Origin of the sequence: Nocardia sp. NPDC050412, from assembly GCF_044458825.1 — a bacterium.
Lineage (GTDB): Bacteria > Actinomycetota > Actinomycetes > Mycobacteriales > Mycobacteriaceae > Nocardia.
The window spans coordinates 12226-31083 of the sequence record NZ_JBITIJ010000012.1; the positions used below are offsets into that span (position 1 = coordinate 12226).

An 18858-nucleotide genomic window follows, 5' to 3' on the forward strand; every position below is an offset into this window, starting at 1 on the left:
CGAAGGCCAATCAGGTGGCGCGCGAAGTCACTTTGTGGCTCAGGCCAGCTTCAGGGCTCCGGGGCTGACAGCTTGGGGGTGGGGCAATCACCCCACTGGTTATTGACGCGCAGTATGTATTCCGAGGTAGTTGACGATGCTCGGTGCAGGATCGGCCAGATCGTCCACCCGCAGATACCGCAATGCTGCCGCTTCGCGGATATGCTTTGTGGCGTCTGTCAGCGGAGGGTTGGGCTGTCCGTCGACGACGCGTATCCCGGTACCGGGTACGTGTTCGATGTTGAACACATGGGAATCGCCAAGGTCGACGCGCCGCCCCGGAGGCCAGTCCACAATGACGATCCCGCGTGAACCGGGTTGCTGGAATGCCTCGTGCAGATGGCTCCGTTGGAGCACCGCAGTGAACCGTCGCGCCCAGGCAATCTCGGTAATACTGTGCGGGAACCCAGCCTCGAACGGGAATGGCACCTGCCCTGCCTCCACGTCGTATCCTCGCCGACGCAACTCGTACGCGGTCGACACGGCCACACAGTTGTTACTTCGTCGCGGATCGGCCGAGTCGAAATGGGGATTCACCCTGGTCAGGCAGTCGTCGATCTCTCGGTTGATCCGCTCGGACCGCGCCAGCCTCGGTGGGAACCATGCGAAGCCGTCTCCCTCTCGCCGGGACGAGTTGCCAGTCGATCCCCTGGGTTCTGCGTATGCAGCCAACTGCGTTCCCAGAGCGTGGTCCATGTCACCAAGCTCGCCCATCGTCCTCTGCAGCCGTCCACCCGTCTGCCGCATCACTCCCGCGAGGGCCGTCGCCCCATGGTCGACGAGTGCACGAGTGACGTCGTCGGCAGCGCGCCGAATAGCCACGATCAGCTCGTTGTTCACCTGCATAGCTGCCAGACCGTCCATAGAGAAAAACCAATCGGTCTTTTTTTCGAAGAAGACGTTCCGAGCGTTACAGCCGTTACGGGGTGCCGGTAAGGATCGTGTCACCAGCCGCAAACGGGATCAGAGCGGGATGTACTCGCGGAGTTTGCCTTTGATGTGGGGGCGCGGGTCGCCGAGTTGGGTAGACCTCAACGCCACAGCGGTGATCTGAGTTTCTCGCCGCCGAGCTACCGGCGCGAGCGGGTGTCGCGGCGGCGCCGCGCGGCGCGGATCTCGTCGTCGGCGATCTTGTCGGCGAGCAGGGTGTAGATCTGCGTGGTCTCGGTGGAGGCGTGACCGAGGCGTTTGCGCACCACCTCGATGGAGACCCCGGAATTGATCAGCTCCGTGGCGTGACTGTGACGCAGTTGATGGATTTCTATCGCCACACCTGTTGCAGTGCAGTACGACTGCCAGCGGTTGTGGGCCGCCGAGTAGGACAGCGGGCCGCCTTTGCCGTTGATGCTGGCACGGACCATCGGCCCGGACGTGTAGCCCGCCCGCGCCAGATACAGCTTCACCAGGGCGACGTAGCCGCGGTCGTCCAGCAGCACGGTGCGTACCGTGCCGCCTTTGCCATGCACGCGTACGTGCTCGTCGTCGTGGTCCAGGTGGTAGTCGGGAGATCCTCGTCTTTCGAATCGCTTCTTCTTTTACGGCTGGACGCTTCGTGCACCCCCGGGGCCGTCGGCAGGTCTTCGTGTCAGTTGCCGAGTGCGTGGGCGATGGTGGGCCAGGACCGGACCAGTTCGTCGGCCCAGTAGGGCCAGGAGTGGGTGCCGGTGGGCCGCAGGTTCACCGTCGCCGGGATCTCGAGTCGAGTGAGCCGGTCGGCGAGGGCCACAGCGCAGGCGAAGGCCCCAGCCTCGAGGGGGCCGCCGACAGTGATGGCTTCGGGCAAGTCGACTTGCCCGGGTGTGTCGTGCTCGCCGGGGACGCCGCTGCCGCTGGACAGGTAGATCGCGGTGCCGCGCAATGCTGCCGCGTGGGTCATGACGTCGTGGGCGAGCCAATCGGGATCATTCGGTGGGCCGAACATGTTGTCCGGGTCGCCGCCGTAGGTTTCTACGATCGCGCGAGCCTGGGCTTGGCCGGGCCCGGAGGCGAGGGTGTAGCAGCCGCTGTGCGCGGCCACCGCCCGGTACAGGCCCGGGTTGCGCACGGTGAGCATCATCGCGGCTTCGCCGCCCATCGACACGCCTTCGATGGCGTTGCGTCCGTTGCCCTCGAACCGAGCGTCGATCAGTGGGGGCAGTTCGCGGGTGAGGAAGGTTTCCCATTTGTTGGTGCCCAGGACGGGGTCGCGGTGTTGCCAGTCGGTGTAGAGGTTGGCCGGTCCCCCGGTGGTCAGCACGACGTTGACGTTCTTGTCGGCGAAGAAATCCACGGCATGCCCGTGCTCGGTCCAACTGCTGGCGCTCTCGGGGGCACCGCGCCCGTCGAGAAGGTATAGGGCGGGTCGGGGCCGGCTGCGGTCGACGGGTAGCAGCACCTGCACCTGCACGACCCGGTTCATCGCCGGTGACCGCACGAACACCCGCAGCCACCGGTCGGTGATCGGCTCGATCCGGTCGATGACCGGCCGGGCGGGTAGACCAGTGTTCTCAGCGGGTGCTTGGTATCCGCCCGGCGGGCCGAGTTCCGGACCAGAGGTCGGCGGCTCCGCGGCAGCCGCCCCGGTCGCCAGAATAGCCAATCCCATGACCGCGGCAGCCGCACTGGCGGCCCGCCACGCCCGCAGCCGCTGCACCACAAGACGCCGCCATGTCGGCCACCCCGCACCATTGTCGCTGTCTTCGTCCGATTTGTTCCGTTTATCCCCTGGGTTGTTGTCAACGGTCCGCTGCGCGGACTTTCCGGAATTACAAGACACTCTCCGAGTAGAAACGATGAATCACCGTTTCCTGCATATGGGAAGGAACGTGTTCCTGGCCAGCAAAGAGGGACTCACCGGCGGTTGCGCGATATGCAGCCGCTCGGCCGCCCGCCCGAAATGCAACTCCTCGGCCATGGTCACGAAGTAGCGCAATTGGCGCAGCTCAACGGCTCATCCTCGATATAGCGATCCGGTCGACTCCATAAAACCAGCCGCCGCAGCCCCTACTCACACCACCCTGTGTGGACGGCTCATCGCGCCGAACCGTCCAGCAGGTACAAGCCACGCCACTGCGGTGCGCTCATATCGGTGGCAAAGCGGAGCGATCGGCAGCGTTGTTGTGTGGCTCCGGTGCGGCCGCGGGGGTATCGGCTGGGAGCGCAGGCGCCGGGCGTGCGGTGTTGGGTGCGAACACCGTGGGATCGGTGACCGGAGTGGGCTTGGGCTTCTTCGACCACGGGGTCCTTTTCGCTGTACCGGTTGCCGGATCGGTGGCGCGCTGTTTGCCACGGTTGCTCGCAGCCGATTTCGCGGCACCCTTTGCTTGTTTGCTCGACAGCCCGGAACGCTGCCATGGCGTCGACGGCGGACTACCCTGCCGCGAACTCTGCGCGGGCGAAGCGCTGGGCTGGCTATCGGTCGTGTTCGCGAAACTCTCCTCGACGGAGCCGAGTTCAGGGGATCGAATGTATCCGGGTGTGTCGGCGCTCGACTCGGCAGGTGGATGTTCGACGAAGCGGTTGTGCTGCGCAACGTTTTCCACAGAATGTGATGGGGCTTCCGACAGCTGCTGGATTGTCTCGCGCCAATTATGTGGCGCGTCGGCCGGTGTCGGGAGGGAACGGCTATCTGCGTGTGAAGGTGCTGGTGCCGCGCGGTCGAACACGGGATCGGCCGTGTTCACGGCGCCGGTATCGGTGCGCTCCTGCGCGGTGGACACAGTTGGACCGGCCGCAGGGGCAGCCGCTGGCTTCGGTGCGATGCTGGTACTGCTGTCCTCGGATGTCGCCGCTGCCTGGGAATCGCCGCCGCCCAGAGTGGTTCGGGAATCGGCACTGCCGGCTCCGCCCGGAGTGGCTCGTGTCGGCATCGGCCCGCTGCTTTCCCGCGCCGACTCGGCGGGAGTCGTTGGCGTGGAAGCCAGTTCACGGTCGGTGTCGGGATCCGATGATCTGCTCGGCGCACTACCGATGGCGTTCGTGCCGGGGCCGAGCAGATCATTGCGCCCGTTGGATGTGCTGAAATCCAGTGCGGCAACGTTATCGGCGAAGGTCACCGCATGCCGTAGCAGGTCATCGGCGTGATCATCGAGCACCTTGGCGTAAGCCAGCACCTCATCGGGCTCTATGTGCAGCGGTAGTGTCGACGAGCCGCCGGGCGGCACATCCAGTAGCTGACTCGCGGCGTCGTAGACGACGCCGTTGATCATGCGCTCGATGGTGTGCTCGAGCGGTTCGATAGCCTTGCCGATCACCTCAGTGGCGATATAGCCGATCAGCATCTGCTCCATCGCGGTGACCAATTTGGTCGCGGCCGCCCGGATGGCGGCGGTAAGCGCGGCCGATAAACCCATGGTGGGCACGGTGGCGGCCATGAGTGCCGTGTAACTCGCCGCCAGCCCAGCCAATCCGGCGAGTACAGCGACCTTCACCGCAGTGATCACCTCCGCCGTGACGTCCAGGACCTTCGCCACCACATGGCATGCCCGGTCCAGATCCGCCATATGCGATGCGCTCATCCGCGCCCACGTCGCGACCAGTTGCTCGTAGGAGTATCCCGAATAGACCGAGCCCATATCCTGGATCGTGTCGGTGGCCGACTCGTGCGTATCGCGCACGTTCGTGGCGAAATTTCGCACCTGAGTGGCCAATTCACGCACCTGATCCTCATCGATGTCCGGATACGGGACACCCATGACATTCAGGAACAGCGCCACCTCATGCGGTAATTCAATAGACACGCCGTGATCCACTGATCAGACCGACGCCGATCACCACAGCGCGATCATCTCCCACCGCTGGTGGTGTTCGACCGACACCACTGCTCACCACGGGACCTCGCAGATGCACCCGCACATTGCCTCCTGGGGAAGCGGCCTGTTCAACGACGTCACTCCATCGCACAGCATTCTCATTCTCGGGAATATCGACAGCGGTGGGCGAAAGTAAGATCCGCCTGTTCAATCGGCGACGGGCAGGATCTATCGGATCCTTGCTCATCATGACAGTGAGATCGGATGATCAGCAGAGTCCTGATCGACGCGATGAAAACGGCGACCGGGCAGCTGAGTTCGGTGCTCAGGCTAGGCACCAAAGCGGCGGCCGACGGATCCCGAGAAATCACCGGAACCTCACGCCGGGGCCTTGACGATTTAGTAGATCGTGACGAGAAGAACGCGCTCGTCATTAGGCAGTCGAAGTCCGAAATGTCGAGGCAGCCAGCAGGCGATACCTCGGCATCGACTCCCCGCGCCAAGGGGCGCGACCTCATCGACGAGCTGGATTATCGCCAGCTGCACTCCGTACTTCGCGGCAAGACAACCGGAGATCCGATGTTGCGGGAGATCTGCCGTCGCCAGGGATTCGACGGCCCACCGACTCTGGTGGGGGTGGGCGGAATTCGCGATATCGTCCCGCCCGGGACGGAGCTGTTCCGTGGCGTGCCGATCTGGGACTATGCCGACCAATTCAAATCCGGCGAATACTTCGGATCCTCAGGGGCGAACGGCAGTGGAATCTATGCAACGACCAAGGCGGACCGGGCGAAAGGCTATGCCGACGATACCGGCGGCGAGGTGATACACATGGCGCTGCGACCCGACGCGCGAACCACGCTGTTGAATCGGCTGTTGAAGGAGCAGGACAAGGAATTGCGGCCGATTCACAAGGAGTTGACGCGCCTGAAACGAGGCGAGCAGACCGAGGCCGCGATCGTACGGAAACAAGCGTTGGAAGAGCAACGGAAGGTGCTGGCGAACCCGGGCCGATTCGCCGCCATCAAGGGTTATGACGCCTTCCGCATGGGGAAGAACGCTGATGAATGGCTGATTCTGAACCGTACGGCATTGGTGGTCGAGCGATGAGCACGGATACAGATATCGGCGGGCGCTTCCTCCGAGCGCCCGCCGATATCTGTGCCGGACTGCCAAATTACTTGGGTGCCATGAAGGCTGGTTGATCGTGGCCAAGTTCCGTGCCGCCGCACTGCATCGGCCGGAGCTGACATCGGCGCGCAACCCGCCACCTGGGCCAGCTCTTCGCGCCGCAGGCCTGCGACTCGGCGAACGCCGCCGTGGTCGCGCAGCCCGACGTCCTGCGGGCGCAGGCGAGCTCGGCGCGATTTGAGGAATCCGCTCAGCTCGATCCGGTCGTCCACTCGCGATACAGGCGCACTGACTTCCGGCACCCTGATCCAGCGCCATCTCGCGGATTCCCGCGTGGTCAAGGCATTCAATACCATCACCCCGCACCAGCTGCTCTCCCTCGCCCGCCCGGTAGGTGCGCCGGACCGCAGCGCCCTTCCCATCGCAGGTGACAACACGGCCGCCAAAGCCGAAGTCGCCCAGCTTCTGAACCTCCTCGGCTATGACGCGGTGGACATCGGCCCGCTGACCGACAGCTGGCGCACCGAGCCGAACACCCCGGCATACATTCACCCCTACCTCGGCGAAATCCCAGCCATGGACGTCGACGCCTTCCGTCAGTGGACCCAACTAACCCCCGGCATTCCCGTCCCCGCAGCTCAACTCACCGAACTCATCGAAACCGCAGTCCGCCGGCCCGCGGGTGAAGCCAGGCTTCCCAGCGCCGACTGAACCCACCCCGAGCAGGGCGCCCGGACCGCGCCGCCGAGCAGCTTGCTTCGGACGTACACACTATTTATCGCAACTGCACATCTACGGCGGTGTGCAATTGCCACAGAGCATGTGGGGGCACTTCTCGTCGAGCCTCAACGAGCGACGTGATCAATAGCAGCTCAACATATTTGCCGATAGCGGCGGGTTCGCGGTCGGCGTGCGGGCGTTGCGGACGGATCTGGAGAGAGTTCTTCCGGATGCTGATAACGTGGGCGGGTCGTCGAGTTCTGGGCGGCTGGTAGGGCGTCCGGTGATTGTGTGTCGAAATCGCCTGTCGTGCAGGGACTGTGGGGTGACCGCAGTCGACTGTGGTTGCCTCGCCAGGGTCCGAGTTCTCGACGCGGACCTCATGGCCGGGGTCACATACGGTCGGCGTCGCGAGGAGGGCTGAACTGAGTGCTGTGGCCGCAGGCTGTGTTATCGCCGCGGTGCTTCCATTGATCCTGGCCACCTTGCTGATCCAACGTCTGGAGTCACGCCTTTGACCACGCCATCGTCAACCCGCGCCACCGCGACCGGAGTCTGCCCCGCCCAGCACGGCTCACCACTGGATCCCGGCGAACCCCGAGTGTTGTTGCATACCGAGGAGTTCGCCGCGGATCCACATCGGGCCTATCGGGAGGCCCGCAGCCAATACGGGTCGCTGGTGCCGATGGAGTTGGCGCCGGGTGTGCCCGCCACCCTGGTGGTCGGGTATCAGACCGCGGTGCGAATCCTCAATGATCCCGAACACTTTCCGGCGGATCCGCGGCAATGGGAACAGACAATTCCCGACGACTCACCCATCAAGCCGATGATGATGTGGTACCCGAACGCACTACGCAATACCGGGGCGGCGCATGCCCGCTATCGGCAGGCGTATACCGGCAGCATCGACGGAATCGATCTGCACGAACTGCATTCGACGGTCGAGAAGATCGCCATCCCGGTGATCAACAGCTTCTGCGAGGCAGGCGAGGTCGACCTGGTCACCCAGTACGCGCTGCCGGTCGTCTTCGAGGTCATCAACCAGATGGTCGGCTGCCCAACGGAACTGGGGCAGCGGGTCGCGACCGGTATGGCGATGCTCTTCGATACCGTCGAGGCGGCCGCTGGTATGGCGATGCTCAGCGAGGCGCTACTGGAGCTGGTGCAGCTACGCCGGGCCGAGCCCGGTGACGACGTCACCTCGCGAATGGCTCACCACCCGTCCAAGCTCGACGATACCGAAATGCTATGCCAGCTGATCAGTTTCTACGGTGCGGGCATCGAACCGATGCAGAATCTGATCACGAACACCCTGCTGCTGATGCTAACCGACGACCGCTTCGGCGGTGAGATGCTCGGCGGTAGCCTCTCGACCCGCGACGCACTCGACGAGGTGTTGTTCAACGACCCGCCGATGGCGAACTTCAGCATCACCTACCCGCGCCAGCCGACCCTCATCGACAACACCTGGTTGCCCGCCCATCAGCCGGTCGTGGTCAGCTTTTCGGGCTGCAATAACGATCCGGCGATCCGCGGCGGCGACCGCACCGGCAACCGCTCGCATCTGGCCTGGGGCGCCGGGCCGCACGCCTGCCCCGCGAAATCCGTTGCCTACCTGGTCGTTCAGGATGCCATCGATCAGCTGCTCGACGCACTCCCCGAGATGGATCTGGCCGTGCCCGCAGACGAATTGACTTGGCGGCCCGGACCATTCCACCGGGCACTGGCGGCGCTGCCGGTCGTCTTCCCCAAGTCCCCTCCACTGCCCGTCCTCTAGGAGATAACGATGGAGCATGAACCGCTGGTCCTGGATCTGACCGGCGCTGATATCCAAGGCGAGAACGAGCGGATCCGGGAGCGCGGACCGGTTGCGCTGGTCGCCCTGCCCGGTGGTGTGCCCGCATGGTCGGTAACCGATGCCGCCGTGCTCAAGAGTCTGCTCGCCGATCCGCGGGTGTCGAAAGACGCACGGCAGCACTGGACTTCGTTCATCAATGGCGAGATCACCGAGGAGTGGCCGCTGCTGCCGTGGATCGCGGTCGACAACATGTTCACCGCGTACGGCACCGACCACCGTCGCCTGCGCAAGCTGGTCTCGCCCGCATTCACCCACCGCCGCACCACGGCGCTGCGTCCACGCATCGAGGCGATCACCGAGGGACTGCTGAACGCGCTCGCGGCCACGCCGAAGGGGGAGGTGGCCGATCTGCGCGAGGGTTACGCCTATCCGGTGCCGATCGAGATCATCACCGAAATGATGGGTGTGCCCGAACATCTCGGACCCGGCCTGCGCAAATGCGTCGACGGCTTCTTCGACACCTCGTTCGGCCCCGAGGAAGCACAGGCCAACTACCTCGAGATGTATCGCCTGGTCAGCGAACTCGTGGCCTACCGGCGCGAAACTCCGGGCGACGATGTCACCAGTGTCCTCATCGCCACCCGCGACGAGGACGACGGTTCACAGTTGAGCGAGAAGGAACTCGTCGACACCTTGATGCTGGTCATCAATGCCGGTCACGAGACTACGGTCAATCTGCTCGACCAGGCGATCTTCATCCTGCTCACCCATCCCGAGCAGCGCGCCGATCTGATCGAGGGCCGGGTGCCGTGGTCGGATCTGGTGGAGGAGACGCTGCGCTACGAGGCGCCGGTCGCGCATCTGCCGCTGCGCTACGCGGTCGACGATATCGAGCTGGGCGAGATCCGAATTCCCAAAGGCGAGGCGATTCTCGCGTCCTACGCCGCCGCGGGCCGCGATCCGAACCTGCACGGCGCCACCGCTGCCACGTTCGACCTGCAGCGGGTCAATAAGGAACACCTGTCCTTCGGGCACGGCGCGCACCACTGCATCGGCGCCCCGCTCGCCCGGCTCGAGGCGACGATCGCCCTGCCTGCCATATTCGAGCGGTTCCCGAATATGCGGTTGGCCGTGGATCCGTCGGAATTGGCGCCGGTCGGCAGCTTCATTTCGAATGGACACCGTACGCTGCCGGTTTTCCTGGATTAGATCGGTGTCGGGGTGTCGCCCAGCGGCACCCCGCTCGATCTATTTGTGGCACCCCGCTCGATCTATTTGTGGCCGAAGCCGCGTATCGCATCGAGTTGGGCCGCTGTGCCCAGCACGATCAGAATCGTGTTGACCGCCAGTATGGTTTCGGCGAGAGGGTTGGCGATGAACTGCCCATTGGGTGTGCGAATGGCCAGCACCAGTGCACCGGTCGTCTGGCGCACCGCGATGTCCTCCAGTGTGCGGCCGATCAACGGCGAGTCCGGGGCGATATCGAATTCCTCGATCCGGTAGTCGAGCGTTTCGTCGTGCATGACCACGTCGAGGAATTCGGCGACGTTGGGCTGCAAAGCGAACGCCGCCATTCGTCGCCCGCCGATCAACTGCGGGTTCACCGCCCGATTCGCCCCGGCCCGAAGCAGTTTCGACTTCGAACCCTCGGTGCGCGCCCTGGCGACAATGACCAGATCCTGCCGCAGCGCCCGGCTCGACAAGGTCACGTAGACATTGTCGGCATCGCCGTCCAGCGCGGCGATCAAGGCGTGGGCGCGTTGGATGCCGGCGGTCTCCAGCACCCTGTCATCGGTGACATCGCCGAGCACATTGGGATATTCGAGCCCCTGCAGCCGCGCCGGATCGCGATCGACGACGACGATCTGTTTACCCAGCCCGCTGAGGTATTGCACGCACGCGGTGCCGACGCGGCCCCAGCCGCAGACGATGATATGACCGGACATCCGGTCGATGCGCCGGTCCATCCGTCGCCTCTCCATGTGTTCGCGGAGATGTCCTTCGATGAGCGCCTCGAGCAGGACACCGAACATGTACAGCGCGGTGCCCGCGCCGACGATGATGAGCACCATCGTGAACAGCTGGCCCGCAGCGTTGAGCGGGTGGACCTCGCGAAAGCCGACGGTGGATATGGTCGTCACCGTCTGGTAGAGCGCATCGAGCAACCCGAACCCGAGAATGAGGTAGCCGACGGTACCAGCCAGCACTACCAGCAGGAATGCCAGCACTGCTCGGCTGATACGGCGTAACGGGCTCACGCGAGGATTGTCCACCCGCGGCAACGGTCACATCCGGCAATTGCCGCGCAACGTAGGTTATGCGGTTGCCGGTTGCTCCTGGAGCGGTATCGGGGTGGCGGCACCCTCGATTGCGCCGACCGCCGCACCGACGGCTGCGCCGGCCGCCGCGGCCGGTGCGGCGATCACCGCGTAGCCGATGGCCGCGCCGATGACGGGGACGACCACCAGTCCCGCGGGGAGGAAGGGGATTCCGGCGATGAAACCTGCAGCCGCGCCGACCACCGCGCTGGTGGCGGCGAGCGGGGACGCTAGGGTGGCACCCACCGACGCGCCGATGATGGCGTCACCGATCATCGTATCGGCGACATGGTCGGAGCGGGCGCGGTCGGTACCCGCCGACTGAATTCCCTGGGACAGTGCGGTTTTAGCACCTCCGGACGCATCGTTGATCTGGGCGGCGTATTCGGACGGCAGCCAGTCCGGGCGATCCATCTGGAGATTGCCGATGTGAATGCGATTGTCGGTGACGAGCATCTGTGGGCCCTGGTCGGGGCCTGTCGTGTCCACGCTGTCGGTGGGGTCGGGGTTCGGATCGGCCACCAGTGCGGTGGCGCTCCACAGCGGCAAGGGAGCGAGTGCGATGTTGTCGCCGACCGGAGCCGATGGCTCGACGACGAACCTGTTGTCTAGTGGCTGTGAGTCAGCGGTCGCGGGTGCGGCGCTGATCAGGATGGCGGACAGCGGGGCCGCACTTGCCAAGGTGAGTGCGGCGGTTCGTCGACGTATGGGTCGAATCCGCGCTGTCGCTCGATGTTTGCCCATAAATAGCCTCATTCCGAACGTGGGATGCTTACTTACCTACATTCGGCGCAGCCGATCTTTCGGATGAACATGCGCTGGGGGCAATCTTTCGGTTTTGTCGCCGCGATATCGAATGGTGCCACCAGCGTCGCCCGCGATCCCGCGACCGACTCGGGACGCAGTTGCCCGATCAAAGCTGATCGGTCTGCGTTCGGCGGCGGATCCCGGGTATACGACGAGCATGACCGGACGAAAGATCGATCCGCGAACAATCGAGAACGACGAGGGCGACTTCGCGGACGAGCACAGCAAACCCACGCATGCCGACGAACATCCGCAGGAGGAGCAGTTGGAAACCGACGAATCGACGCCCGGTGGCTACGGCGGCTCGGACATCTGACGCGGATGGCGCGCGGTACGATTTCGTACCACGCGCCATCGAACTCAGCGCCATCGAACTCAGGCGACGGCGACCAAGCGCGCGGCATTGGCCGACTCGTCGTCGGCGGCCTTGTTCGCGGCCAATTCCGCCTCCACCCGCTCGCGGTAGCGGGTGATTTCGCGATCCGTGGTCGCGGCATCCCAGCCGAGTCGGGTGCCCATGAGGTAGGCCACCGCGGGTGCGGCGGTCAGGCCGCGGTCGGCGGTTTCGATCGAGATGCGGGTGCGGCGGGTCAGGACATCGTCTAGATGCAGTGCGCCCTCATATGTCACCGCGTAGACGACCTCGGCGCCGAGGTATGCACCGGCACCGGGGAGTGGTTCGGCCAACTCCGGTTCGGCGGCGATCACCTCGAACAACTCGGAGACGTCCGATCCATAGCGACCGAGCAGATGCTCGACGGTTGTGACGGGCAGACCGGCCCGCTGCGCGACGCTGTTCACATCGGCCGCCAGTTCCTGGAATCCGACGGCGCCGAGCAGCGGCAGGTGTTCGGTCACCGACGGGGCGGTCGCGCGACCCAGCCCCTTGACGGCCGCGTCCACCACATCGGCCGCCATCACGCGGTAGGTGGTGTATTTACCGCCCGCGATCACGAACAGACCCGGAACCGGTTCCGCGACAGCGTGTTCGCGCGAGAGCGTCGCGGTATCGGCGGATGCGCCCGACAGCAGCGGCCGCAGACCGGCGTAGGTGCCGACAATATCGTTGCGGGACAACGGTTCTCGCAGCACCGCATTCATATGGTCGAGGATGTACTGCACATCGGCATCGCTGGCCACCGGATGATTCTTGTCCAGCGCCCAATCGGTATCGGTGGTGCCGATGATCCAGTGCCGGGCCCACGGGATCACGAACAGCACGCTCTTCTCGGTGCGCATGATCAGACCGGTATCCAGGTCGAGTCGCTCACGCGGGACCAGAATGTGCACGCCCTTCGACATGCGTACGTGGAATGGGAAATCCACCCCGGTCATCTTGTTCATCTCGTCGGTCCAGACGCCGGTCGCGCTGATCACCCGGCGGGCGCGCACGGTGTATTCGCGACCGGTCTCCACATCGGTGACGCGGGCGCCGATCACCCGCTCACCGTCGCGCAGCAGACCGGTGACCTTGGTGCGGGTCAGCACCGTCGCGCCGTGCTGGGCGGCGGTGCGGGCAATGGTCATGGTGTGGCGCGCATCGTCGACCTGGGCGTCGAAGTAGCGGATCGCGCCGATCATCGCGTCGTCGCGTAGTGCGGGCGCCAATTCCATTGCGCGCGTGTGTGATAGGTGCCGATGCATGGGCAGCGCCCTGGCCCCGCCGATAGTGTCGTAGAGCGCGACTCCCGCGCCGATGTAGGCGCGCTCCCAGACCCGGTGCTGCAGTGGCAGCAGGAACGACACCGGGCGCACGAGATGCGGGGCGAGTCGGTGCAGCAGCAGGCTGCGTTCCTTCAAAGCCTCACGTACCAGCCAGAAGTCGAGTTGCTCCAGATAGCGCAGGCCGCCGTGGATGAGCTTGCTGGAGCGGCTCGAGGTGCCTGCGGCGAAATCCCTTGCCTCGACCAGGGTGACGGTCAGGCCGCGGGCGGCGGCATCGAGGGCGGCACCGGCGCCAACTACGCCGCCGCCGATAACGAGTACGTCGATTTCGTTGTCGCCCAATGTGTTCAGTGCATTAGTGCGGTAGTTCGAGTCCAAACGTGCGGACACGGTATGTCTCCTTGTTTCGGTGCTACTGAGTCTGCGAGTTGTCAGTCGTCGACGTCGATCCAGTCGAGCGTGCGCGCGACCGCCTTTTTCCAACGGGCGTAGCCACGTTCGCGCTGTTGCGAGGTCCAGGTGGGTGTCCAGCGTTTGTCCTCGCGCCAGTTCTGTACGAGTTCGTCGGTGTCGCTCCAGAATCCGACGGCCAGTCCGGCGGCATAGGCCGCTCCGAGTGCGGTGGTCTCCGCGACCACCGGCCGTGAGACCGGCACACCGAGGAAGTCCGCCTGCAATTGCATGCACAGTTCGTTGGCCGTGACGCCACCGTCCACCCGCAAGGTATCCAGGCGCACACCGGAATCGGCCTCCATGGCCTCGACGACATCGCGGGTCTGATAGCAGATCGACTCCAGGGTGGCCCGTGCGAGATGGGCATTGGTGCTGTAGCGCGACAGCCCGACGATCACACCGCGTGCGTCCGAACGCCAATAAGGCGCGAACAGACCGGAGAACGCGGGCACGAAGTACACCCCACCGTTGTCCTCGGCCTGCCTGGCCAGCGATTCGCTTTGCGCCGCACCGGAAATGATGCCGAGCTGATCGCGCAACCACTGCACGGCCGAGCCGGTGACCGCGATCGAACCCTCCAGCGCGTACACCGGCTTCTCGTCGCCGAACTGGTAGGCGACGGTGGTGAGCAGTCCGTGCTGGGAGCGCACGAGTTCGGTCCCGGTATTGAGCAGCAAGAAGTTTCCGGTGCCGTAGGTGTTCTTGGCCTCGCCGGGGCGAAAGCACACCTGACCGACGGTGGCCGCCTGCTGATCACCGAGCACACCCGCCAGCGGCACCTCGCCGCCGAACGGTCCGTCGGCGCGGGTCCTGCCGAACAGTTCCGGATTCGACGAGGGCGCGATGGTCGGCAGCATGGCGCGCGGAATTCCGAAGACGGACAACAGTTCGTCGTCCCAGTCGCAGGATTCCAGATCCATCAGCATGGTGCGGCTGGCATTGGTCGGATCGGTGACGTGCACGCCGCCATCGATGCCGCCGGTCAGATTCCACAGCAGCCAGGTGTCGGTCGTGCCGAAGACGGCCTCGCCCTTGTCCGCGTCGGCGGCGACGCCCGGCACATTGTCCAGGATCCAGCGCAACTTGCCGCCGGAGAAGTAGGTCGCCGGCGGCAAACCCGCTTTACGCCGAATGATTTCGCCGTGACCCGCGCGTTCGAGCTCGGCGGCGATCTTGTCGGTGCGGGTGTCCTGCCAGACGATGGCATTGCAATACGGCCGCCCGGTCCGGCGATTCCACACCACGGTGGTTTCGCGCTGATTGGTCACGCCGAGCGCCGCCAGATCGCTCGCGACGAGATTCGCCTTGTTCAGGGTGGACACAATGACCGAGCGCGTGCGCTCCCAGATCTCGGTCGGGTTGTGCTCCACCCAACCCGCGCGGGGCAGGATCTGCTCGTGCTCGAGTTGGTGCCGGGCGATCTCATTGCCGCCGTGGTCGAACACCATGAAGCGGGTGCTCGTGGTGCCCTGATCGATGGCGCCGACGTACTGGCTCATCGCTGCTGTCCTTTCGGAAAACGCATCGGGAGACAAGACAGCGAGTTCGGCGAGTGAACCGGCCGAGTGGACTTGGTCAGCAACACATTCGCGACCACGGCGACACCAAGCAGCACCGGGATCGCTGTGCCGAGGGCCTCGGTTGCGGATAGCGAGCCGAAGTTCAACGTTGAGCCTCCGTCTGCAAAGACTGCCGCGGTTGCGGCCGTTGGGGCCGACGTTACGACCGGATCGCCGAAACGGACATAGCGTGCGTTCGACAATGCCGAACGATTGTGATGGTCATCGCTGGGCGACGTCACTACTGTCCAGCGACCGTGGAGGTCGCGATGATGCAGGTCACATGCATTGCGTAGATGTTGCTCGTCGGTTGGTGTGTGTTCGACATTGTCGAATCGCGCGGATAGGTTTCCGCGTATGCCCGGTCCGATCCAATCGATCGAACGAGCGGCGGCCGTCCTACAGCTGCTCGCTCGGGGTTCCGGCCGTCTCGGAGTCGGCGAAATCGCAGGTGCGCTCGGGCTGGCCAAGCCGACCGCGCACGGCATCCTGCGTACATTGCAGGGTGTCGGGTTCGTCGAACAAGATCAGGCCAGCGGCAAGTACCAGCTCGGCGCGGCCGTACTGCATCTCGGGACGAGTTATCTCGACAACAACGAACTGCGCTCGCGGGCGATCAACTGGGCTGACGCCCTGGCCGCGCGGACGGGAGAGTCGGTGCGGATCGGCGCCGCGGCGGACGAAAGCGTTGTGGTCGTGCACCACGTCTTCCGGCCGGACAACTCCGAACAGGCACTCGAGGTCGGTGAATTGCTACCGGCGCATGCGACCGCGCTCGGCAAGGTGCTGCTCGCCTATGACGCCGAGTTCGCCGCCGCTGTTCGCGGTGCCGAGTTGGCGCCGCTCACCCGGCGCACCATTGTCGACCGGGCGGCGCTCAGCCGGGCGCTTACCGCGGTCCGGCAGGCTGGATGGGCCGGGGAGATCGAGGAATTCCGATCCGGGACGGCCGCAATAGCCGCGCCGATCCGGACACACGGCGGACTCGTGGTCGGTGCGATCGGGATCAGCGGCCCGGTCGATCGGCTCTGCGATCCGCGACTGCGGCACCGGCCGACGCTGGTCGGGCACGTCCGCGACGCGGCGCATGCGGTATCGCGGGATCTCGGTGCCGGACAGTGAGTCTCGTTTAGCTCGACCATCCGAATTTTCGTCCGACAGAAAGTAGCCGATGTCGCAACGCTATGTGCTGGCGATCGACCAGGGCACCACCTCCACCAGGTGCATCCTGTTCGATCAGCGCGCCCGCCTGGTCGGCGTCGCACAGCGCGAACACCAGCAGCACTATCCGCGGCCCGGCTGGGTCGAGCAGGATGCACTGGAGATCTGGCGCAATGTCGAGCGGATCGTGCCGCAGGCGCTGCGGGATTCCGGTATCGCCGCGGAACAGGTTGCGGCCCTTGGTATCGCGAATCAGCGCGAGACAACGGTGGTGTGGGATCGCCGCACCGGTGTGCCGATCCGCCGGGCAATCGTCTGGCAGGACGTGCGCACCGACGAGCTGGTGCGCGAATTCGAAAGCAAGCCGGGTGCGGAACGGATTCGCGAACTGTGCGGCCTGCCGCTGGCCGGTTACTTCGCCGCTCCGCGGCTGCGCTGGCTGTTGGATATCATTGCGGGACTGCGGGATCGGGCCGAGCGCGGGGACGTGCTGTTCGGCACCATGGAGACCTGGCTGATCTGGAATCTGACCGGGGGACCGGACGGCGGTGTGCATCGCACCGATGTCACCAATGCCAGCCGCACGCTCTTGATGAATATCGCCTCACTCGCCTGGGATCGAGAACTGTTGGAGTTCTTCGGAATTCCAGCCGCGATGCTGCCGAGCATTCAGCCGTCGACCGCATCCTATGGGACGACCAGCCGGGTCGTACCCGGCATCCGGATCGCCGCCGCACTCGGCGACCAGCACGCCGCGCTATTCGGCCAAACCTGTTTCGCCCGTGGGGAAACCAAATGCACCTACGGCACCGGCGGCTTCCTGATGATGAATACCGGGCGCGAGCTGGTGCAGTCCTCGCACGGTCTGCTCACCACCATCGGCTATCAGATCGAACCCGAACCGGTATACGCACTGGAGGGGCCGATCGCGGTCACCGGCTCGCTGGTGCAGTGGGTGCGCGACAATATCGGTCTGGTGTCGAGTGCGCCCGAGATCGAAACCCTCGCTCGCACAGTCGAAGACAACGGCGGCTGCTATATCGTGCCCGCCTTCTCCGGCCTCTACGCACCCCATTGGCGCAGTGACGCAAGGGGTCTGATCATCGGCCTGACCTCCTACATCAACAAGGGCCACCTCGCCCGCGCCGTCTTGGAGGCCACCGCCTGGCAGACCCGCGAAGTCGTCGACGCCATGAACGCCGACTCCGGACTCCAAGCCCGCACCCTGCGCGTCGACGGCGGCATGACCTCCGACAACCTGCTCATGCAGATCGTCGCCGACGTCCTCGATATCCCCGTCATGCGTCCCTTCGTCGCGGAAACGGTCTCTCTCGGAGCCGCTTACGCCGCCGGACTGGCCGTCGGCTACTGGCCCGATCTCGAAGGCCTACGCAGCAACTGGCGCCTCGCCGGACAATGGATCCCCCAAATGGACCCCACCCACCGCGAAGACGAATACGACAACTGGAAACGCGCCGTAGCCCTGACCTTCGGCTGGTCGCGCTCGAAGCGATAGCGTGTGGTGATCAGGTGCCGTGTCACGGCTCGGCGGAAACCTGAATCGCGCTTAGACTCCGGCGGTGCGAGCTTCCTTGCGAACGGCCATCCTCGGACTGATCACCGCAGTAATCGCGATTGCCGTCGGGCTGACGCCGGTGGCCTTAGCGCAGCCGGTTGATCCGGCGTTCTGTGGCACCCCGCTGTCGGCGGACGAACTGGACACCATCGCGCAACTTTCCGATACCAGCACGCTGACCGGAGATACGTTGCAACGCTTGGAGAGCGCGGTCGCGCGCCACCATGAGATCACCGAGATACTGGTCGCCCACCGGGATCGGCGCGGACTGTTTCCGCTCGGACTCGACGGTGTGGAGCAGGTGGCGGTAATGCCATTACAGCGCGATCCCGGTGCGTTTCAGGATCGGGAGTACGCGCATGCGATCAGCCTGGAATTGCTGCGGCGATTCCTGGTCAATGTGCATGCGGCATTCACCGGCGCGCCGGTCGAGCAGCACTGGGCGCGGTATTTCGAACTCGCTCGCAGGTGCGAGGTATCGCCCGCCCACGTCGCCATGGCGGGCTACAACGCGCATTTGACCGTTGATCTCCCATATTCGGTGGCGACGGTTGCGAGTAGGCCGGAGAACGCGCCCGACTACTTCGAGATCGTCGACGGCATCGCCGCCTCCGGCCAGGTGATCATCGACCGTACCAAGGAGATCTACAACGGCGATCTCGGTCCGCTGTGGCGGTTCTATTTCGTCGGCGAGGGTCTGGACCTGTTGCTCGGCGCGGGCGTGGCGACCGGTCCGCTGCTACGGGCCGCCGATCTCGGATACAACGTGGTGATCTATGGAAATGGCCTGGCACTGGAGGATCCTGGACTGCACGATGCGACCGCGGCGGAGATCCGGCTGCTCAGCGGTTCCGTCGAAACAGCGTTGGATGTGTTGACACTGCTCAGAGGTCTGTGAGAC

16 protein-coding genes and 1 pseudogene are annotated in these 18858 nt (G+C 64.8%); 8 read left to right on the forward strand and 9 right to left on the reverse strand.

The genetic code is table 11. The features are described 5' to 3' along the window. Positions 1-99: 99 nt before the first annotated feature. The 5 genes and pseudogenes from ACIBI6_RS29530 to ACIBI6_RS29550 form a co-directional block, all read right to left on the reverse strand. Complete coding sequence (locus tag ACIBI6_RS29530) at positions 100-903, reverse strand: hypothetical protein (protein WP_364345684.1); 804 nt, start codon at positions 901-903, stop codon at positions 100-102. Between the two features lie 206 nt (positions 904-1109). Then, on the reverse strand, positions 1110-1532 hold the full coding sequence (locus ACIBI6_RS29535; RefSeq protein WP_364345731.1) for a tyrosine-type recombinase/integrase: 423 nt from the start codon (positions 1530-1532) through the stop codon (positions 1110-1112). A gap of 92 nt (positions 1533-1624) precedes the next feature. Continuing rightward, the gene (locus tag ACIBI6_RS29540) at positions 1625-2674 is read right to left on the reverse strand and encodes an alpha/beta hydrolase (protein WP_396958543.1); all 1050 of its coding nucleotides are present in this window, start codon (positions 2672-2674) and stop codon (positions 1625-1627) included. 183 nt (positions 2675-2857) lie between these two features. Beyond that, positions 2858-2959: pseudogene (locus ACIBI6_RS29545) on the reverse strand (LysR family transcriptional regulator); the annotation flags it as partial. A 139-nt stretch (positions 2960-3098) separates the two neighbouring features. Then, positions 3099-4757, reverse strand: a complete 1659-nt coding sequence (locus ACIBI6_RS29550; protein WP_364345680.1) for a hypothetical protein — start codon at positions 4755-4757, stop codon at positions 3099-3101. A 276-nt stretch (positions 4758-5033) separates the two neighbouring features. Between ACIBI6_RS29550 and ACIBI6_RS29555 the strand changes: the two genes are divergently transcribed. From ACIBI6_RS29555 to ACIBI6_RS29570, 4 genes are all read left to right on the forward strand, one after another. After that, the gene (locus tag ACIBI6_RS29555) at positions 5034-5879 is read left to right on the forward strand and encodes a hypothetical protein (protein WP_396958544.1); all 846 of its coding nucleotides are present in this window, start codon (positions 5034-5036) and stop codon (positions 5877-5879) included. Positions 5880-6233: 354 nt separating this feature from the next. Continuing rightward, a complete protein-coding gene (locus tag ACIBI6_RS29560; RefSeq protein ID WP_396958545.1) occupies positions 6234-6611 on the forward strand; it encodes an NADPH-dependent F420 reductase in 378 nt (125 codons plus the stop codon). A 523-nt stretch (positions 6612-7134) separates the two neighbouring features. Beyond that, entirely contained in the window at positions 7135-8397 is a 1263-nt protein-coding gene (locus tag ACIBI6_RS29565; RefSeq protein ID WP_364345674.1) for a cytochrome P450, read from the forward strand. A 9-nt stretch (positions 8398-8406) separates the two neighbouring features. After that, the gene (locus tag ACIBI6_RS29570; protein WP_364345672.1) at positions 8407-9627 is read left to right on the forward strand and encodes a cytochrome P450; all 1221 of its coding nucleotides are present in this window, start codon (positions 8407-8409) and stop codon (positions 9625-9627) included. 62 nt (positions 9628-9689) lie between these two features. Here the strand turns inward: ACIBI6_RS29570 and ACIBI6_RS29575 are convergent, their stop codons facing one another. Next, on the reverse strand, positions 9690-10676 hold the full coding sequence (locus ACIBI6_RS29575; protein WP_364345670.1) for a potassium channel protein: 987 nt from the start codon (positions 10674-10676) through the stop codon (positions 9690-9692). Positions 10677-10733: 57 nt separating this feature from the next. Next, on the reverse strand, positions 10734-11480 hold the full coding sequence (locus ACIBI6_RS29580; protein ID WP_364345668.1) for a hypothetical protein: 747 nt from the start codon (positions 11478-11480) through the stop codon (positions 10734-10736). Positions 11481-11700: 220 nt separating this feature from the next. On the opposite strand from ACIBI6_RS29580, the gene ACIBI6_RS29585 reads away from it, so the two are divergent. Then, positions 11701-11859 carry a hypothetical protein gene (locus tag ACIBI6_RS29585; RefSeq protein WP_364345666.1) on the forward strand — a complete coding sequence of 53 codons (159 nt, stop codon included), beginning with the start codon at positions 11701-11703 and terminating at the stop codon, positions 11857-11859. 59 nt (positions 11860-11918) lie between these two features. Here ACIBI6_RS29585 and glpD read toward each other — a convergent pair whose 3' ends face one another. Continuing rightward, the gene (gene glpD, locus ACIBI6_RS29590) at positions 11919-13598 is read right to left on the reverse strand and encodes a glycerol-3-phosphate dehydrogenase (RefSeq protein WP_364345664.1); all 1680 of its coding nucleotides are present in this window, start codon (positions 13596-13598) and stop codon (positions 11919-11921) included. Positions 13599-13639: 41 nt separating this feature from the next. Further along, entirely contained in the window at positions 13640-15160 is a 1521-nt protein-coding gene (gene glpK / locus ACIBI6_RS29595; RefSeq protein ID WP_364345662.1) for a glycerol kinase GlpK, read from the reverse strand. A gap of 417 nt (positions 15161-15577) precedes the next feature. On the opposite strand from glpK (ACIBI6_RS29595), the gene ACIBI6_RS29600 reads away from it, so the two are divergent. The 3 genes from ACIBI6_RS29600 to ACIBI6_RS29610 all read left to right on the forward strand — a co-directional run bounded on the left by ACIBI6_RS29600 (position 15578) and on the right by ACIBI6_RS29610 (position 18855). Beyond that, the gene (locus tag ACIBI6_RS29600; protein WP_364345660.1) at positions 15578-16342 is read left to right on the forward strand and encodes an IclR family transcriptional regulator; all 765 of its coding nucleotides are present in this window, start codon (positions 15578-15580) and stop codon (positions 16340-16342) included. Between the two features lie 49 nt (positions 16343-16391). Beyond that, positions 16392-17897, forward strand: coding sequence for a glycerol kinase GlpK (gene glpK, locus ACIBI6_RS29605; RefSeq protein WP_364345658.1), 1506 nt, complete (start codon positions 16392-16394; stop codon positions 17895-17897). A gap of 64 nt (positions 17898-17961) precedes the next feature. Next, on the forward strand, positions 17962-18855 hold the full coding sequence (locus ACIBI6_RS29610) for a DUF5995 family protein (protein WP_396958546.1): 894 nt from the start codon (positions 17962-17964) through the stop codon (positions 18853-18855). Positions 18856-18858: the final 3 nt, after the last annotated feature.

Coding starts and splice junctions, on each gene's coding strand:
- ACIBI6_RS29530 (WP_364345684.1), bottom strand. CDS start 903: ATGGACGGTCTGGCAGCTATGCAGGTGAACAACGAGCTGATCGTGGCT.
- glpK (WP_364345658.1), top strand. CDS start 16,392: ATGTCGCAACGCTATGTGCTGGCGATCGACCAGGGCACCACCTCCACC.
- ACIBI6_RS29600 (WP_364345660.1), top strand. CDS start 15,578: ATGCCCGGTCCGATCCAATCGATCGAACGAGCGGCGGCCGTCCTACAG.
- ACIBI6_RS29555 (WP_396958544.1), top strand. CDS start 5,034: ATGATCAGCAGAGTCCTGATCGACGCGATGAAAACGGCGACCGGGCAG.
- ACIBI6_RS29580 (WP_364345668.1), bottom strand. CDS start 11,480: ATGGGCAAACATCGAGCGACAGCGCGGATTCGACCCATACGTCGACGA.
- glpK (WP_364345662.1), bottom strand. CDS start 15,160: ATGAGCCAGTACGTCGGCGCCATCGATCAGGGCACCACGAGCACCCGC.
- ACIBI6_RS29570 (WP_364345672.1), top strand. CDS start 8,407: ATGGAGCATGAACCGCTGGTCCTGGATCTGACCGGCGCTGATATCCAA.
- ACIBI6_RS29585 (WP_364345666.1), top strand. CDS start 11,701: ATGACCGGACGAAAGATCGATCCGCGAACAATCGAGAACGACGAGGGC.